This is a genomic window from Parabacteroides sp. AM17-47, from assembly GCF_003434625.1.
GTDB classification, from domain to species: domain Bacteria; phylum Bacteroidota; class Bacteroidia; order Bacteroidales; family Tannerellaceae; genus Parabacteroides; species Parabacteroides distasonis.
Window position 1 is genome coordinate 16,235 of sequence record NZ_QTLI01000009.1, and the last position, 15,779, is coordinate 32,013.

Consider the following 15,779-nt stretch of genomic DNA (forward strand, 5'->3'; position numbering starts at 1 on the left):
GATAAAAATCAAGAAGAATATTTGTGGCCTAGCTAAAAGTAAGTATATTTGTGGTGGTAACTATCGTGCGATGGCTGTAAATCAATATGATCGATCGTATGATAATATGTTTATTTTGTACAACAATGAGGAAGGACGATATATTATATTCTCTTAGGGCTTTGATAAAGCAAGTGATGCCAGCTGGAACAAAGGTTTTTTTGTTTGGTTCGCAAGCCCGTGGAGATGTCCATGATGAATCGGATTGGGATATTCTAATATTGTTGGACAAGGAAAAGATAACCTCTGCGGATTTTGATACCTATGCCTATCCTTTAATCGACCTAGGATGGCAATTTGGCGAATATTTTAGCACTAAGTTATATACCTTTACTGAATGGATGAAACGTAAAGGTACTCCTTTTTTCAAGAATGTGGAATTAGATGGTATAGAACTATGAATCTAACAGATGAAGAACGGGAAGCCCTTGTTATAGCAAGAAAGGATGCCAATGAGATTCTTCCCTTGATGGATTCTGTTGATAATTATTTGAATACCTTGCTTTCGTTGATAGAGGGAAAAGCATGAGGCTATCCTTGTCTTCTTTGCCGTAAATAGTTTAAAAAATTGAATATCGCATATCATTTGGCTTGATATGCGTAATATACGTATACCAAAACTTGACTTCTCTATAGATTTCCTGAAATATATAATCTTATAACTTATGAATATCGCAATCGTCGGCACCGGCTACGTAGGCCTGGTGTCCGGGACTTGTTTTGCCGAGATGGGGGTTGATGTCACTTGCGTGGATGTCAACCGGGAGAAAATAAATGGCTTGTTGGAGGGGAATATCCCGATTTATGAGCCGGGGTTGGAAGAGATGGTATTGCGTAATTCCAAGGAAGGCAGACTTCATTTTACGACGGATCTGGCCTCTTGTCTGGATAACGTGGATATCGTTTTTAGCGCCGTGGGTACGCCACCGGATGAGGATGGTAGCGCCGACCTGCGTTATGTGCTGGAGGTGGCTCGTACGTTTGGCCAATATATTAAGAAATATACGGTATTGGTAACCAAGAGTACGGTTCCCGTGGGTACGGCACGGAAGGTAAAGGCAGCGATTCAAGAGGAGTTGAGTAAACGTGGGATGGATATCCCCTTTGATGTGGCCTCGAATCCGGAGTTCTTGAAGGAGGGTGCGGCCATCAAGGATTTCATGAGTCCGGACCGGGTAGTGGTCGGTGTGGAGTCGGAGAGGGCGAAGGAGATGATGAGCAAGCTCTATCGTCCGTTTCTCCTGAATAATTTCCGGGTGATCTTTACGGATATTCCCTCGGCGGAGATGATTAAGTACGCGGCTAATTCCATGTTGGCTACTCGTATCTCGTTCATGAATGATATAGCGAATCTTTGCGAGTTGGTTGGCGCTGACGTGAATATGGTCCGGAAGGGGATCGGTTCGGACAGTCGAATCGGTAATAAATTCTTGTATCCGGGATGTGGCTATGGAGGTAGTTGTTTCCCTAAAGACGTGAAGGCTCTTATCAAGACGGCGGAAAAGAATGGTTATCCGATGGGAGTGCTAAAGGCCGTGGAGGAGGTGAATGAACGTCAGAAGACGATCCTTTATACGAAGCTTAGAAAACATTTTGACTCTTTGGAGGGGAGAACGATCGCTCTCTGGGGCTTGTCTTTCAAGCCGGAGACGGATGATATGCGTGAGGCTACCTCTTTGGTGATGATTGATCTTTTACGGAAAGCGGGTGCCGTGGTCAAGGTGTTTGATCCTGTGGCGATAGGCGAGTGCAAACGTAGAGTTGCTGATCGGGTTGTTTACGCGAAGGATATGTATGAGGCGGTAATCGATGCGGACGCATTGTTGTTGTTGACCGAGTGGAAACAGTTTCGCTTGCCAAGTTGGGCCGTGATCAAGAAAGTGATGAGGCAACCTTTGCTGCTGGATGGTCGCAATATCTATGACGCAAAGGAATTGGGTGAGCTAGGCTTTACCTATGAATGTATCGGAAAATAGTTATGGATAATTTCGGTTTGGTCTCCATTATTACTCCTTCTTATAATTCTTCGTCTTTTATAGCGGAAACCATTGAGTCGATTCTTTCTCAGACTTATCTTAATTGGGAACTGTTGATTACCGACGATTGCTCTACGGATCGTTCTGTTGAGATCATAGAGCGGTATATTCAAAGGGATTCCCGTATTAAGTTGTTCCGGTTAGAAAAGAATTGTGGGGCGGGTGTTTGCCGGAATCGCTCTATCTCGGAGGCCAAAGGACGATTTATCGCTTTTTGCGATAGTGATGATCGATGGCGTCCGGAGAAGCTGGAGAAACAGTTGGCTTTTATGCGAGAGAAGGATTGTGCCTTATCTTATACCTCGTATATGACTTGCGACGAGAGTGGCAAGATTTCCAGCATTGTTATCGGAAAAAGAAGGGAGACCTATTTCTCTATGCGGTGTGATGATGGGATTGGCTGCTTGACCGCTGTCTATGATACGGAGAAAGTGGGAAAGGTCTTTATGCCGGAATTACGTAAACGGCAAGATTGGGGGTTATGGCTTACCATACTTAGGCGTTGTGAGGTCGCTTACGGCTTGAAAGAGCCATTGGCGATTTACCGAATTCACTCAAGTTCTATCTCTCGGAATAAATGGTCTCTCATAAAGTATAATTTACGTGTTTATAGAACGGTTCTCGGATATTCCCCGATGGCTTCGTATCTGTATTTCTTTATTCTGTTTTTACCTTCTTATTTTTCTAAGAAAGTATTCTTGAGGTTAGTAAATAGATAATTTGGAAACAGCTTTATTCGATATAACACGGCCTTGTCATGACTGACTTGTGCCGTTTTTTTTTATTTATTTACTTGATCATTGCAATGATATTCTTCCCAAGTATGATCCCAAGGAAGACCGCTATCAAACCAAGGATATTACTGGCAAGTACATTGAGTAGTGCCATCTTGTATTCTCCGGTACGCATAAGTACCATCGTGTCGAGAGCGAAAGAAGAGAAAGTCGTGAAACCACCGAAAAGACCAGTGAATAGGAAAGCTCTTGTATTGATAGAAAAATTATAGGCTTCCGCTATACTCCAGCAGAAGCCGATTAAAAAGGAGCCGATCACATTGACCGACAAGATACCAAAAGGAAAGGAGTAAAGCATCGATCGTTGCACCCACGTAGAAACTCCGAACCGTAGCGCAGATCCGATAGCTCCTCCTATTATTAAAAGAAAAACCTTTATCATAATCAACCTAGTGTGTTTCCCCCGGGCTAGGTTAAGGCCCGGGGAGATGGTAAATGATTTAGGTTTTCAATTTAATTGGCCGACTCAAACTGTCTCAAGAAACGAACATCGTTTTCCGAGAACATGCGTAAGTCTTTTACTTGGTATTTCAAATTGGTAATACGCTCGATACCCATTCCCAACGCGTAGCCTGAATAAACCTTGCTATCGATACCGCAGTTCTCAAGCACGTTCGGGTCTACCATACCGCAACCGAGGATCTCTACCCAACCGGTTCCTTTACAGAAGGGGCAACCCTTACCTCCACAAATGTTGCAGGAGATGTCCATCTCGGCGGATGGCTCCGTGAACGGGAAGTAAGAAGGACGCAAGCGAATTTTTGTATCCGGACTGAACATTTCCTTGGCGAAGAACAACAAGGCTTGTTTCAAGTCGGCGAATGAGACGTTCTTATCTACATATAACGCTTCTACTTGATGGAAGAAACAGTGAGCACGATAGGAGATAGCCTCATTACGATATACACGTCCCGGACAGATGATACGGATAGGCGGTTCTTGCTTTTCCATTACTCGGGTCTGTACGGAAGAAGTATGTGTGCGAAGCAATACATCCGGGTTATGCTGGATAAAGAACGTATCTTGCATATCGCGGGCAGGATGGTCCTCGGCGAAATTCAAGGAAGAGAAGACATGCCAATCGTCCTCGATTTCCGGTCCCTCAGCGATGCTGAATCCTAACCGTCCGAATATATCGCAAATTTCTTTCTTTACAAGTGATAGAGGATGACGAGTGCCTAGTTCGATCGGGTAAGCCGTACGAGTCAAATCGATATCATCGTTTGCGGTCTGTACATTCTCAAAGCTTTCTTTTAATTCGTTGATCTTGCTCTGGGTTGTTTCCTTTAGTTCGTTCAAGTATTTGCCAACCTCACGTTTTTGATCAGCCGCTACATTACGGAAATCATTCATCAACGCCGATATCTCGCCTTTTTTGCTGAGATACTTTATACGTAAAGCTTCTAGTTCCTCGGCATTTGCCGCTTTCATATTCTCTACTTCTTGAAGCAGAGCCTTAATTTTATCGAGCATTTCTAATCACACTTTGTATTTGTCATGCAAAAGTACGCCTTTCTTTTGAAACCGCAAGGGATTCGTAAGGTTTTTTAGTTAAATGTAAGCGCAGACACTTAGGTGTCTTGTTTTATATATTAAAGTATTTATATATCTTCGCAGCATAATCAAACTATAAATTAATTAATGGAAATAGTCATTATTATTGGCCTTATCTTACTGAATGGAATTCTTGCGATGTCGGAAATCGCCTTGGTCTCAGCCCGGAAGGCTAGGTTGGAAACCGAAGCGAAACGTGGTAATAAATCTGCGGGCACTGCTTTGAAGCTGGCAAATGAGCCGGATAAGTTTCTCTCAACCATCCAGATCGGAATTACCTTGATCGGTATCTTGACCGGTTTGTACTCTGGCGAGGCGTTAGCTCATAATTTCGCTGTTATAATAGCGCAAATACCGGCCCTAGAACCGTATGCGTTGGGGATCGCTAAAACGACGATCGTTATTATCGTGACGTATCTTACACTTATATTCGGAGAGTTGGTACCGAAGCGGATCGGCATGGGGTGTGCCGAGAAGGTCTCTATGTTAGTTGCTAAACCCATGAATTTTCTTTCCTTGATATCCTCTCCTTTTGTTTGGCTACTTTCAAAGAGTACGGCGTTGGCTGTGAAGATGACGGGTGTGGATACGAAAGAGGAAAATAGGGTAACAGAGGAAGAAATCAAGGCGATCGTGAAAGAGGGCTTCGACGGTGGCGAGGTGCAAGAGGTAGAGCAGGACATCGTAGAGCGGGTCTTTAATCTGGGAGACCGTAACGTGGGTTCTATCATGACGCATCGTAGCGAGCTGGTTTGGCTGGATGTGACGGATAGTACGGAGAAGATTCGGGAGAAAGTGGAGGAGAACTTATTTAATATATATCCCGTGGCTTCAGAGAAGTTCGATAATATAGTAGGAGTCGTTTATCTGAAAGATTTGTTCGGAAGGATCGATCAACCGGATTTCTCGATCAACCAAGTACTTCGCCCGGCACAGTTCGTTCCCGAGAACCAGAGCGTATATAATGCCTTGGAATCTTTCAAGCAGACACACGTGAAATATGGACTCGTTACGGATGAGTTCGGAGGTATCCAAGGTATCGTAACCTTGAAGGATATTATGGAAGGCTTAATCGGACAAGTACCGGAAGTCGGAGAGGAGTCCGAGATCATACAACGTGAGGATGGTACTTGGTTGGTGGACGGCCAATATTCTTTCTATGATTTCTTGGAATATTTCGACATGGAGGATTTGTATGCCGAGCATGATTATAATACCTTGAGCGGCTTGATCCTAGAGATATTGGAACGTGTACCGAAGACGGGTGAGAAATTAAAGTGGCTGGACTTTGAGTTCGAGATCGTAGATATGGATGGCGCCCGGATCGATAAGGTTTTGGTCAAGTACTTGAAAAATGGGTAAAATGTCTTTTTAGAAGAGTACGCCGAGTGAGATACTCATCACGTTCGTTCGCTTGTCAATATTGATATCATAATTAATCTCGGGAACCGGGTTGTTGACTTTCTCGAAATCGGATTCCACTTGATTCAATCCGAACTCATAGACAAAGTCGAAGAATAGCCGTCCGATGCTAACCCCTACGCCCGTAGCGATATTGACTCCGAACGGGGTGTTGTCATTCACGTATTCTACATGCGTGGTGGAAGACTCTACCGTATAGGCGATCTTATAGTTGTATTTTAATTTGGGGCCGACCATAAGGCTAAGTCCGTAAGGCCCTTTCTTCACTAGGTTATAGCCTACCATTATGGGAACCTCTAAGGAACTGGTTTTCATCATCAAGAGGTCGGTAGTTGCCGATGTATTGGACATCATATTATTTTCCGGCAAACTTTGAGGTATGGAAAAACGGATATTTCCCTCAGAACGATGCCATGAGAAACTAGGCTGGAGGAAGAACCGTTCGATATTGACCCGGCAAAAGACCGCGGCCAGATAACCTACCTTATATTCGATGTCTATATTCTCCGCTTCCTTCCCATTGATGGAAAGGGAGTTTATGACTGGGAAAGTGGCGTTGAATCCTACTTTGGCTCCAAAGTTGAATGCCTTGTCCTCGAAACGCATGAAGCTCTGGGCTTCTGCTAACAGACCGAAAGATAGCAACGCTCCTATAAGGTAGACTTTTTTCATACCGTTATTTTTTCTTTTTCACGGACCAGCCGAATTTACCGACAAATTCACCTAACCCGTAATACTTACCATGCGAGTAAGCCAAAAGATCCGCTTTCTGCATATCAAAAGCCCCTGTCTCTGGGTCTAGATATCGGTCATCGGCCTGTACGTTTACGACATCAGCGATAAACATATCATGACTTCCGAGAGCGATTACCTCTTTTACCCGGCATTCGATACAAAGCGGAGACTCGTCTATCGTAGGGGCGTTAACGACGGTCGCTTTTCCGGGAGTGAGCTTCATCTCCTCGAATTTATGATGGTCTTTCCCTGAGTTTACCCCGCACCAATCCGTGGCGTAGGCCAGCTCACGATTCGTCAAGTTGATGACGAATTCCATATTCTTCTTCAAGATCGGATAAGAGAATCGTTCCGGACGTACGGATATATAGCACATCGCCGGATTCGTACAAATCGTACCGACCCATGCGACTGTTATTATATTGTACTCGGAAGGCTCATTTCCACAACTCACCATTACGGCTGGCAATGGATAGATCATGGTTCCCGGTTTCCAATCGTGCTTCATAATAAAAACTGCGTTTTTATAATTGAAAGTTGAGAATTGAGAATTAAAGATTCCGTAAAGCTAATTCTCAATTCTCAATTCTTAATTTTCAATTATCTAATGATTATGTCTTCTTTATTAATCTTACGTTCGCAATAATGACATTTAATGGTTCCCTTCTCCTTGTCGATCACGTGGAAGCGGGAAAGCATCGGCTCATTATTGGTGATACATTTCGGATTGTTACATTTGACCAAGCCAATCAGCTCGTCGGGTAAAGTAACCGTCTTCTTCTCTACAACCTCATAATCACGGATAATGTTCAATATAATATTCGGGGCGATCATGGCGATACGGTTGATCTCGTCCTCCTCGAAAAACTTGTCGGCGATCTTGATCATACCCTTGCATCCCATCTTGTTGCTATGGAAATTATTGCCGATCGTGATCGTATTGTTCATTTTCTCCAGTCCCAGTAAAGAGGCTACCTTGAATAATTGGCTGGGAGGAATATGGTCTATGGCGGTACCGTTCTCTAAAGCGGCTACCTGCAACTCTTTTTTCTTTTCTGCTGACATAAAACTTCGTTTTTATTCGTCGATAGATATACCTAAAACTTCGCAAATGATAGCTTGGCGTGCGAACAGCCCGTTGCGTGCCTGCTGGATGTAATAAGCCTTTGGATTGTCATCTACATCGTAAGCTATCTCATTCACACGGGGTAGCGGATGTAAGATACGCAGGTTCTCACGGCTGTTTCTCAGCATGTCGTTACGCAGGATATACACGTTCTTTACCCGCTCGTACTCTTCCAAGTCTGTGAAACGCTCACGTTGTACACGGGTCATATAAAGGATATCCGTCTGGTTGATGATATCTTCCGTGAAATCGGTATGCTCCTCGTATTTGAGTCCGTGCTTGTCGCAGAAGTTCTTTTGCTCGTCCGGCATGCGCAGCTCGTTCGGCGCGACGAAGTGGAAGGTCGGATGGAAGTGAGACATTCCCACGATCAAGGAGTGAACCGTACGGCCATACTTCAAATCGCCGACCATCGTGATGGTGAGGTTATCCAGCTTGCCTTGTGTCTTGCGGATGGAATACAGGTCCAGCATGGTTTGCGAGGGATGTTGGTTCGCCCCGTCACCAGCGTTGATGATAGGGACATCCGTCACCTCGGAAGCATAGCGGGCGGCTCCTTCCAGATGATGTCTCATAATGATCAAGTCCACGTAATTGCTTACCATCAAGATCGTATCTTTCAAGGTTTCGCCCTTGGAGGAACTAGTCGTGGAAGCGTCCGAGAAACCGATCACCCGTCCACCTAAACGGTTTACGGCTGTCTCGAAACTCAGTCTCGTACGTGTAGAGGGCTCGAAGAACAGGGTGGCGGCGACTTTGCCTTCCAGTAATTTCCGATTCGGATTCTCCTCAAACTTCCTTGCGTTATCCAGAATACGAAGAATGTCCTCTTTGGAACATTGATCGATAGAAACTAAACTTTTACTTTTCATAGGTTGTGTATATTCTGTCTTATGTACGCGAATGTATAAAAAAAGCGGAGACCGAAGGGCCTCCGCTTTAGATTTTATTTTAAGAAATCAACTAGACTTGCCGGAAGATAGAACGTGTTATTTTTATCGACATAAACGACGACAGAGTTTAACCGTATCTCATCTTGGCCTTTCTTCCCGGACTTCACGATATTGGAGAACGGGGTGATCGTTAGCTGTTTTTTCTTATCTTTCTTGTTCTTAACGATCAAGGTTGGAGAACCTTTCTCGTCGGCGGCAGGGACGATCTCGCAAGTGTAATCCTCGAATACGTCCGTGTGGCGTGCGAAGTTCTTGCTTGTAAGATTTTCCAAGTTATCGTGTGTCAATCCGAACAAATTGCATAAGTACTCATTCAGCTCGATGTTCGTATTCATACCTATGGGTAAGGTTCCTTGCGGATGGTAAGCGGCAAGGAATACTTCCTCGCCCGTATGGCCGCCGGTCGTGAAACCGAAGCAAGTGCGGGAAGTGATGATATGCGCCATCAATCCGGTTAACGAGCCACTGTACATGGAGGAATTATCTTCCGGTTTGCGTTGGTCTTCCGGTATCGGGCTATTCTTATAATCTTTGCAATTGTTCAATGCGTTCATCTCTTCCGGAGTCAGCTCGAAGCCGGCGTAGGTGCGGAATACGTTCTGCACTTCTGAGTTAGGAACGCTGTTTACCTTGTTGGCGAAACCCTCGGCGGTCAATTTATACAGGGAGAATTGGTGGAACAATTGATCTTTCGTCAATTTATCGTAACCTTTACAATCTCTTCTACCTAAGCTGATACCGCTGTTTCCGTGGTCGGGTACGATGACAACGGCAGTCTCGCCGTTATTGCGTGCGAACTCCAATGCGGCACCGCAGGCACGATCGAATGCCAAGAAATCGGTAGCCATACCTACCGGGTCATTTCCATGAGCGGCCCAGTCTACCTTACTGCCTTCTACCATTAAGAAGAAGCCATTCGGGTTCTTGGATAATTTGTCGATCGCCTTACGAGTCATTTCCTCGATAGAAGGTTGCTCTTCCGGATTGCGGTCGATATCGTAAGCCATTTCCTTGTTGCCATATAAAGCCCACATCTTCTGATTATTATCGGCACGCATACCTTTCAAGTCATTTTTATAAACATTGTATCCGTTCGCCAATAGATAATCTTCCATATCCTTTGTAAGGATAGAAACTCCACCACCGATAACGACATCGATATCATTATGAACCATCTGCGGAGCGATCCAGTCGTATTTACCACGATTGTAGCTATGAGCGGAGCAGTCCGCCGGGGTAGCGTGCGGGAATTCGCAAGTGAAAACCAATCCTGTAGCTTTGCCCTGCAACATCTTGCCAGCCTCCAATACGGTGGTAAGCGGTTGGAAGGCACGGGCCGGGTCGGTCGGGTAGATATCGTTATCACCGTCGTTCTCCGGGTAAGTGGATACATAACCCGTACGGCTCGGCTGTCCGGTCATGTAGCATGATGTAGTAGGAGCGGAGTCGCCGATAGGGGCGTTAGAAGAATGCGTACGCACCGTTCCGCACAAATACGGGTCGATGTTCAATTTCGGTTTGCTGGGATCTTGGTACCATTGCAACCAACGGGCGATAGAGATAGTCGCCAATGAGGTTCCGTCCGGGATTAAGAGAATCACGTTCTTGACAGGCTTCACGTTCTCCTTTTCCATGGCATTGGCCGGCATAATGATAATAGCCAGCAAAAGTAGAAAAGCTAATGTTTTTTTCATGTGCTTTAATTTAATAATGTATAACAAGTTCTTCTATTAAATCTTAATTTCCAAGTGGGATGATCTCCTCGTTGAACCGTGTCAACTTCTCCACGCCCGTCTCCGTTACAAGGAAACTGTTCTCGATACCCACGGCACCGACACCCGGGATCACGAATTTGGGCTCCAAGGCGAACACCATATTCGGTAAAAGCTCCTCTTTCGAGCGCGGGGTAAGCACGGGTAGCTCATTGATCTGTATACCGATGCCATGTCCTACGAATTTAGCCTGTTGCTCGGTTCCCATAAAGTTAGCCGAAAGACCTTCTTTCTTAGCGATATTCGCCGCTATATTATATAAATCCGAACAAGCGGTTCCCGGACGGGTAGCGTTTTCTACCTCCTGCTGTATCGTAAGGGCCACTTGATGCGCCCGATAAGCTTCCTCCGTCAGGCGGCCTACGGAGAAGACACGGGTCATGTCCGTCATATAAGCCGTATAATTGCCGGCCATATCCACCATGATAGCGGTACCTTCTTTTAATAAAGTACCGTTAGCGCCTAGCGGACAAGAAGCGTCTATGCCGCCTCCGCCCAAAGCGAAATCAAAAGGGGATGGGGTCTCGGCGTTTTCCCCGGCGAGAATACTACCCATATAGATATCCATATTGGCTCCGAAAGCACGGAAAAGACCGATCGAGCCGTTCTTGCGCATACGTTTCTCGATCTCGTACTGAAACTCCAAGTCTGTCATACCGGGACGGAAGCATTCCGGGATCTCGCTATAAGTAGCCTCGTGCTTGCGGGCGGCGATACGGAATTGCCCGATCTCCCAAGGGGTTTTTACCCGGCGAAGGTTTCGCATGAAAGCGGTGGCGTTACCGGCCTCCTCCGGTTGGAATACCTTATCTAAACGGATGTATTCATTATAAGTCAACTCATCTGCCTCTAACAAGAGCTTTTTGGGCATCTTAATCCCTCGTTCCGCAAATAAGGGTGGGATGTCTTCCGGCTTACGGATGTATTCCACTTGATGTCCTGAAAGCCCGTTCGGTCGCTTGATTAGGAACCACGGCTCACCGTCTACCGGCAAATAAAAATAACCACTATAGATTTGTCCTGTCGTATAATAAAGATTTACATCTACGGTAAGCAAACAGGCATCCATATCCATCTTCGCCATACCATCTCTCATCCGATCCCATTTTATCTTTAGGTCGTTCTTCAATTCTTCTGAAATCATCTTCCTTTGTATTACTTTTATTTTGTACCGGGCATCAAAGGTAACAAGAATTTACGAGATTTAAGTGGATTTGAGGTGAATAAAGTATTACAAACGCATATATGCGAATATACGGTTGAATAGGGAAATCTTCTTATGAATAAAGATAATCGTATCTGTATCTATTCCTTGATTCTCGTCGTGAATCCTATAAACCACGGCGTGGTCTTTACAGATCATGGCGTGGTTTACAAAGACCACGCCGTGGTTTGTAGAATAGAAGTAGATCCGATATAGAATATATAAGTATTCAGCTGGTTATTCTTGCGGAACAAATAGGGTATTCGATACTATTGGACCGGGATCTTGATAACCACCTTCCGGATATTCCCTTGGCCGATACCCGGGGCGTGCCCGTCTTCCGGGAAATAAATGGCGAATTGTCCGGGATAGATTTTCGTATAGGCGGTAGGTTTGTCGATATAAAAGGCGATATCTTGCTCCTCGTTGTATGGAACGGACTCCTCTAGTAATTGATCTCCCGGTTTCCATCCGATTTTCTCTACGCCCAATAAGGGGAATTGGATATCGATAAATTTCTTGTGGGTCTCGATGGCCGCTTCCGACTTCTCCTTTCCGAAGAGGCTGGCGATGCTAACCGTGAAACCAGCGTCCGCTATATCGTATTTACCATCTTCCATTTTTGAAAAATCAGTAGACTTAACATAGTCAAAAGCCTGCTTAAACAGCGGATGGATACATTCGATCCGCTTAGAGTTCTCAAGTGAGTCTAGAATCATATTGTTATTAAGTTTTAGTAATTGGTTTGAAAATCGTTACAAATGTCGGGTATTTCCCTGTTAAATAATAGTCATATTTCTCAAATAAATCTATTAAGTTCCTAGGTTTCTTAACGTACGTAAATACTGTTTCGTAAAGTTTGCAATCTGGTTGCAATCATATTTATCGTATCTTTGTTATTCATTTATATATAACTAAACAGGTGATACGATCTATGAAAGATTTGGAGACAATTATACTACCGGTTCTCGAGATGAGTTGTGCCGTATGTGCCAATAACGTAGAGAATACGGTGAAGGGACTTCCCGGCGTGGAGGAGGCATCGGTGAATTTCGCGGCGAATACGCTTTCCGTCAAATACCATCCATCCTTGATTACTCCTCAGAAAATGAGAGAGGCCGTGCAGGAGGCCGGATACGATTTGGTCGTGGAGGTAGAGGATCCGACGGCGGTACAGGAAGAGATGGCACGAGAGCATTACCGGAAGCTACGCCGGAATACGATCGGGGCGTGGGTACTTTCCATTCCGCTGGCCCTGCTGGGAATGGTGTTTATGCATACGCCCGGCGGTAACTGGATCATGATGGCGCTGGCCTTGGTGATTATGATCGTGTTCGGGCGGTCGTTCTACGTGAACGGCGTGCGCCATGCGTTGCACGGTAGCGCCAATATGGATACGTTGGTGGCGTTGAGTACCTCGATCGCTTTCCTGTTCAGTTTCTTCAATACCGTATATCCGCGGTTCTGGTATGAGAAAGGATTGGAGCCGCATGTTTATTATGAGGCATCCGGCGTGATCATAGCGTTCGTTCTGTTGGGTAAACTTCTGGAGGAGCGGGCGAAGAACAGCACTTCTTCCGCTATCAAGAGCTTGATGGGATTGCAGCCTAAAACCGCCCGTCGTGTGCGGGATGGACAGGAGGAAGAGGTCTCTATCTCGTTCTTGCGGGTGGGAGATCTTGTCAGTGTCCGTCCCGGTGAGAAGATCCCGGTGGACGGCACGGTGTCTCAAGGTTCCTCTTCCGTGGATGAGAGCATGTTGAGTGGCGAGCCGATCCCTGTCGTGAAATCACAAGGTGACCGGGTCTTGGCCGGGACGATCAACCAAAAGGGCGCTTTCTTGATGGAGGCGACCGGGGTGGGGAGCGCTACCGTATTATCGCAAATCGTACAGATGGTACAAGCCGCTCAAGGAAGTAAGGCACCTGTGCAGCGTATCGTTGATAAAATAAGTGGTATATTTGTACCGATCGTTGTCGGATTGGCGATACTCACTTTTATCGTCTGGCTGGTAGTAGGAGGAAGCGGGTACTTCTCGTACGCTCTCTTATCGGCGGTATCGGTATTGGTGATCGCTTGCCCTTGCGCGTTGGGACTTGCTACGCCAACTGCCTTGATGGTCGGGATGGGTAAAGGCGCCGAGCATCATATATTGATCAAAGACGCTTTTGCCTTGGAAAACCTTTGTAAGGTGGATACCGTCGTGCTGGATAAGACCGGGACCTTGACCGAGGGCGTGCCCGAGGTGACAGACTCTTTCTGGATATCGGAGGCGAGCCGGGATATGCTGGATATCCTTTATACCGCCGAGATGAAGTCTGAGCATCCTTTGGCGTCCGCTATCCTCTCATGGTTGAAAGGAACGGAGGCTGCGGAGATCGACGCTGATAGTTTCGAGAGCGTAACGGGGCGTGGTATCCAAATGCAGGTACATGGCGTGACGTATTGGGTAGGAAGCAAAGGCTTTTTGGAAACCTTCAAGGCGATGGTTCCGCCCGAGGCTGGGCGGGAAATCATCCGGTGGGAAGAGGATGGCAAGAGTATCGTTTATTACGGTTGGGAATCGGAATTGCTTGCGGTCATGGCTATTTCGGATCGGTTGAAACCTACGTCGGGAGAGGCGGTAGAGGCCTTGAAAGAAATGGGTATCGAGGTTCATTTATTGACCGGCGATGGAAAACGGACCGCCGAGACCGTTGCGGCCATGCTGGATATCCGTCATTATAAGGCAGATGTCTTGCCGAGCGATAAGGAGGAGTATATCCGTTCCTTGCAAGCCGCCGGAAGGAAAGTGGCTATGGTTGGGGATGGTATCAACGACTCGCAAGCTTTAGCCCGTGCGGATGTGAGCATTGCGATGGGTAAGGGAACGGATATCGCCATGGATGTGGCGATGGTCACGTTGATTACTTCGGATTTGATGTTATTGCCGGATGCGATCCGCTTGTCGAAACGTACGGTTCGCTCGATCCACCAGAATTTATTCTGGGCATTTATCTATAACTTGATCGGAATCCCATTGGCGGCGGGTGTCTTATTCCCGGTGAACGGACTGTTACTGAACCCGATGTTGGCGAGCGCCGCGATGGCTTTCAGTTCCGTGTCGGTGGTATTAAATAGCTTACGGTTGAAATGGAGTAAACTTTAAATAATAAGTAGAGATATGGCAACATTAAAATTTAAGACAAACGCTAAATGTGGCGGATGCGTGGCGGCTATCGGCGCTAAGTTGAATAAATTAGTAAAAGAGGACGCATGGTCGATCGACTTGAAATCCCCGGATAAAACATTGACTATAACAACCGATCTTCCGGCGGAGACCATTCTTTCCGCCGTATCGGAGGCCGGTTTCAAGGCTAGCGCCTTGTAGTCGTAGCGATCGGATGGATGAGAAAACAAAGACAGACTCATGGTGAGGAAGTAGCGAATGTGCTTACGCATGGCGCGGGCATGTTGTTCGGCTTAACAGCGATTATCGTTTTGATGATCGCCGGGATTCGTATAGGTGATCCGTGGGTGATCGGTAGTTTCGCCGTTTATGCGTTGTGCATGACTTCCTCGTATGTGACCTCTACCTTTTACCACGCCGCTTCCGATCCCAAGCGAAAATGCCAGTTGCGCCGTTGGGATCATAGCGCTATTTATTTGCATATCGCAGGTACTTATACGCCATTTACCTTGGTGGCTCTCCGCGACGAGGGTTTCTGGGGCTGGGGATTATTTATTACGGTTTGGCTGGCCGCGGTTATCGGCGTATGGTTTAGTTTCCGTCGGATGAAGAAAAAGGATAATCTGAAAACGGTTTGTTATCTGCTGATGAGTTGGGTGGTGATTATCGCTTTCAAACCTTTGATCGATGTTTTCCAGCGTACGGATTCGATGTATGTCTTATATTGGCTGATCGGAGGAGGCTTGTTCTATTCCTTAGGAACGATTTTCTTCTTTCTGGATAAATATAAATATATGCATTCCGCATGGCATTTATTCGTTCTCGGGGGAACGGTTTGCCATTTTATAGCGATCTATAATTTGGTGTAAGGAAAAACAAAGAAGCCGGAACTGTGTTTAGCGGTTCCGGCTTCTTTTATTCTTGTTCTTCCGGATGTTGTTTCTTGTATTTCCAATCCTGATAACGCAATATCGC

The 15,779-nt window shown here is 45.9% G+C and carries 18 protein-coding genes; 9 read left to right on the forward strand and 9 right to left on the reverse strand.

Going from position 1 to position 15,779, the window contains the following annotated elements; all coding sequences use genetic code 11:
* The first annotated feature begins 125 nt into the window (after positions 1-125).
* The 4 genes from DW205_RS08620 (at position 126) to DW205_RS08630 (ending at position 2,794) form a co-directional block, all read left to right on the forward strand.
* A complete protein-coding gene (locus tag DW205_RS08620) occupies positions 126-440 on the forward strand; it encodes a nucleotidyltransferase domain-containing protein (RefSeq protein ID WP_008778387.1) in 315 nt (104 codons plus the stop codon).
* Positions 437-568, forward strand: a complete 132-nt coding sequence (locus tag DW205_RS22735; protein ID WP_005862723.1) for a hypothetical protein — start codon at positions 437-439, stop codon at positions 566-568. The genes DW205_RS08620 and DW205_RS22735 overlap by 4 nt, the downstream gene beginning before the upstream one ends.
* Positions 569-704: 136 nt before the next feature.
* Positions 705-2,015 carry a UDP-glucose/GDP-mannose dehydrogenase family protein gene (locus DW205_RS08625; protein ID WP_005862721.1) on the forward strand — a complete coding sequence of 437 codons (1,311 nt, stop codon included), beginning with the start codon at positions 705-707 and terminating at the stop codon, positions 2,013-2,015.
* Between the two features lie 2 nt (positions 2,016-2,017).
* Positions 2,018-2,794 carry a glycosyltransferase gene (locus DW205_RS08630; RefSeq protein ID WP_005862719.1) on the forward strand — a complete coding sequence of 259 codons (777 nt, stop codon included), beginning with the start codon at positions 2,018-2,020 and terminating at the stop codon, positions 2,792-2,794.
* 70 nt (positions 2,795-2,864) lie between these two features.
* Here the strand turns inward: DW205_RS08630 and crcB are convergent, their stop codons facing one another.
* Together crcB and pheS are read right to left on the reverse strand one after the other, a co-directional pair.
* The gene (crcB, locus tag DW205_RS08635; protein ID WP_008772297.1) at positions 2,865-3,251 is read right to left on the reverse strand and encodes a fluoride efflux transporter CrcB; all 387 of its coding nucleotides are present in this window, start codon (positions 3,249-3,251) and stop codon (positions 2,865-2,867) included.
* A gap of 71 nt (positions 3,252-3,322) precedes the next feature.
* Complete coding sequence (pheS, locus tag DW205_RS08640; protein ID WP_005857329.1) at positions 3,323-4,342, reverse strand: phenylalanine--tRNA ligase subunit alpha; 1,020 nt, start codon at positions 4,340-4,342, stop codon at positions 3,323-3,325.
* 168 nt (positions 4,343-4,510) lie between these two features.
* Between pheS and DW205_RS08645 the strand changes: the two genes are divergently transcribed.
* A complete protein-coding gene (locus tag DW205_RS08645) occupies positions 4,511-5,785 on the forward strand; it encodes a hemolysin family protein (protein ID WP_005857328.1) in 1,275 nt (424 codons plus the stop codon).
* Between the two features lie 9 nt (positions 5,786-5,794).
* On the opposite strand, the gene DW205_RS08650 is transcribed toward DW205_RS08645, so the two are convergent.
* From DW205_RS08650 to DW205_RS08675, 6 genes are all read right to left on the reverse strand, one after another.
* Positions 5,795-6,517 (reverse strand): porin family protein, encoded by a 723-nt coding sequence (locus DW205_RS08650; protein WP_005857327.1) that lies wholly within the window; start codon positions 6,515-6,517, stop codon positions 5,795-5,797.
* 4 nt (positions 6,518-6,521) lie between these two features.
* Positions 6,522-7,088, reverse strand: a complete 567-nt coding sequence (locus DW205_RS08655) for a flavin reductase family protein (protein WP_005862715.1) — start codon at positions 7,086-7,088, stop codon at positions 6,522-6,524.
* 92 nt (positions 7,089-7,180) lie between these two features.
* Positions 7,181-7,645 carry an aspartate carbamoyltransferase regulatory subunit gene (gene pyrI / locus DW205_RS08660; protein ID WP_005862713.1) on the reverse strand — a complete coding sequence of 155 codons (465 nt, stop codon included), beginning with the start codon at positions 7,643-7,645 and terminating at the stop codon, positions 7,181-7,183.
* A 12-nt stretch (positions 7,646-7,657) separates the two neighbouring features.
* Entirely contained in the window at positions 7,658-8,578 is a 921-nt protein-coding gene (pyrB, locus tag DW205_RS08665; protein WP_005857322.1) for an aspartate carbamoyltransferase, read from the reverse strand.
* A gap of 74 nt (positions 8,579-8,652) precedes the next feature.
* The gene (locus DW205_RS08670; RefSeq protein ID WP_005862711.1) at positions 8,653-10,353 is read right to left on the reverse strand and encodes an alkaline phosphatase; all 1,701 of its coding nucleotides are present in this window, start codon (positions 10,351-10,353) and stop codon (positions 8,653-8,655) included.
* A 43-nt stretch (positions 10,354-10,396) separates the two neighbouring features.
* Complete coding sequence (locus DW205_RS08675; protein WP_005862709.1) at positions 10,397-11,575, reverse strand: Xaa-Pro peptidase family protein; 1,179 nt, start codon at positions 11,573-11,575, stop codon at positions 10,397-10,399.
* Positions 11,576-11,710: 135 nt separating this feature from the next.
* Here DW205_RS08675 and DW205_RS22240 point away from each other — a divergent pair, with 135 nt between their 5' ends.
* Positions 11,711-11,851 (forward strand): hypothetical protein, encoded by a 141-nt coding sequence (locus tag DW205_RS22240; protein WP_005857316.1) that lies wholly within the window; start codon positions 11,711-11,713, stop codon positions 11,849-11,851.
* Positions 11,852-11,904: 53 nt separating this feature from the next.
* Here the strand turns inward: DW205_RS22240 and DW205_RS08680 are convergent, their stop codons facing one another.
* Positions 11,905-12,354 carry a YhcH/YjgK/YiaL family protein gene (locus tag DW205_RS08680; RefSeq protein WP_005857314.1) on the reverse strand — a complete coding sequence of 150 codons (450 nt, stop codon included), beginning with the start codon at positions 12,352-12,354 and terminating at the stop codon, positions 11,905-11,907.
* A 215-nt stretch (positions 12,355-12,569) separates the two neighbouring features.
* Here DW205_RS08680 and DW205_RS08685 point away from each other — a divergent pair, with 215 nt between their 5' ends.
* From DW205_RS08685 to DW205_RS08695, 3 genes are read left to right on the forward strand one after another with little or no spacing between them, the layout of a single operon-like run.
* Positions 12,570-14,783: a cation-translocating P-type ATPase gene (locus DW205_RS08685; protein WP_005857312.1), complete on the forward strand. Its 2,214-nt coding sequence runs from the start codon at positions 12,570-12,572 to the stop codon at positions 14,781-14,783.
* A gap of 15 nt (positions 14,784-14,798) precedes the next feature.
* Entirely contained in the window at positions 14,799-15,005 is a 207-nt protein-coding gene (locus tag DW205_RS08690; protein WP_005857310.1) for a heavy-metal-associated domain-containing protein, read from the forward strand.
* Positions 15,006-15,022: 17 nt separating this feature from the next.
* Positions 15,023-15,673, forward strand: a complete 651-nt coding sequence (locus DW205_RS08695; RefSeq protein ID WP_005862706.1) for a hemolysin III family protein — start codon at positions 15,023-15,025, stop codon at positions 15,671-15,673.
* Positions 15,674-15,779: the final 106 nt, after the last annotated feature.

What these genes read in the sequence shown, in the direction of transcription:
- DW205_RS08620 (WP_008778387.1), top strand. Translation starts at nt 126, where the DNA reads ATGAGGAAGGACGATATATTATATTCTCTTAGGGCTTTGATAAAGCAA.
- DW205_RS22735 (WP_005862723.1), top strand. Translation starts at nt 437, where the DNA reads ATGAATCTAACAGATGAAGAACGGGAAGCCCTTGTTATAGCAAGAAAG.
- DW205_RS08625 (WP_005862721.1), top strand. Translation starts at nt 705, where the DNA reads ATGAATATCGCAATCGTCGGCACCGGCTACGTAGGCCTGGTGTCCGGG.
- DW205_RS08630 (WP_005862719.1), top strand. Translation starts at nt 2,018, where the DNA reads ATGGATAATTTCGGTTTGGTCTCCATTATTACTCCTTCTTATAATTCT.
- crcB (WP_008772297.1), bottom strand. Translation starts at nt 3,251, where the DNA reads ATGATAAAGGTTTTTCTTTTAATAATAGGAGGAGCTATCGGATCTGCG.
- pheS (WP_005857329.1), bottom strand. Translation starts at nt 4,342, where the DNA reads ATGCTCGATAAAATTAAGGCTCTGCTTCAAGAAGTAGAGAATATGAAA.
- DW205_RS08645 (WP_005857328.1), top strand. Translation starts at nt 4,511, where the DNA reads ATGGAAATAGTCATTATTATTGGCCTTATCTTACTGAATGGAATTCTT.
- DW205_RS08650 (WP_005857327.1), bottom strand. Translation starts at nt 6,517, where the DNA reads ATGAAAAAAGTCTACCTTATAGGAGCGTTGCTATCTTTCGGTCTGTTA.
- DW205_RS08655 (WP_005862715.1), bottom strand. Translation starts at nt 7,088, where the DNA reads ATGAAGCACGATTGGAAACCGGGAACCATGATCTATCCATTGCCAGCC.
- pyrI (WP_005862713.1), bottom strand. Translation starts at nt 7,645, where the DNA reads ATGTCAGCAGAAAAGAAAAAAGAGTTGCAGGTAGCCGCTTTAGAGAAC.
- pyrB (WP_005857322.1), bottom strand. Translation starts at nt 8,578, where the DNA reads ATGAAAAGTAAAAGTTTAGTTTCTATCGATCAATGTTCCAAAGAGGAC.
- DW205_RS08670 (WP_005862711.1), bottom strand. Translation starts at nt 10,353, where the DNA reads ATGAAAAAAACATTAGCTTTTCTACTTTTGCTGGCTATTATCATTATG.
- DW205_RS08675 (WP_005862709.1), bottom strand. Translation starts at nt 11,575, where the DNA reads ATGATTTCAGAAGAATTGAAGAACGACCTAAAGATAAAATGGGATCGG.
- DW205_RS22240 (WP_005857316.1), top strand. Translation starts at nt 11,711, where the DNA reads ATGAATAAAGATAATCGTATCTGTATCTATTCCTTGATTCTCGTCGTG.
- DW205_RS08680 (WP_005857314.1), bottom strand. Translation starts at nt 12,354, where the DNA reads ATGATTCTAGACTCACTTGAGAACTCTAAGCGGATCGAATGTATCCAT.
- DW205_RS08685 (WP_005857312.1), top strand. Translation starts at nt 12,570, where the DNA reads ATGAAAGATTTGGAGACAATTATACTACCGGTTCTCGAGATGAGTTGT.
- DW205_RS08690 (WP_005857310.1), top strand. Translation starts at nt 14,799, where the DNA reads ATGGCAACATTAAAATTTAAGACAAACGCTAAATGTGGCGGATGCGTG.
- DW205_RS08695 (WP_005862706.1), top strand. Translation starts at nt 15,023, where the DNA reads ATGAGAAAACAAAGACAGACTCATGGTGAGGAAGTAGCGAATGTGCTT.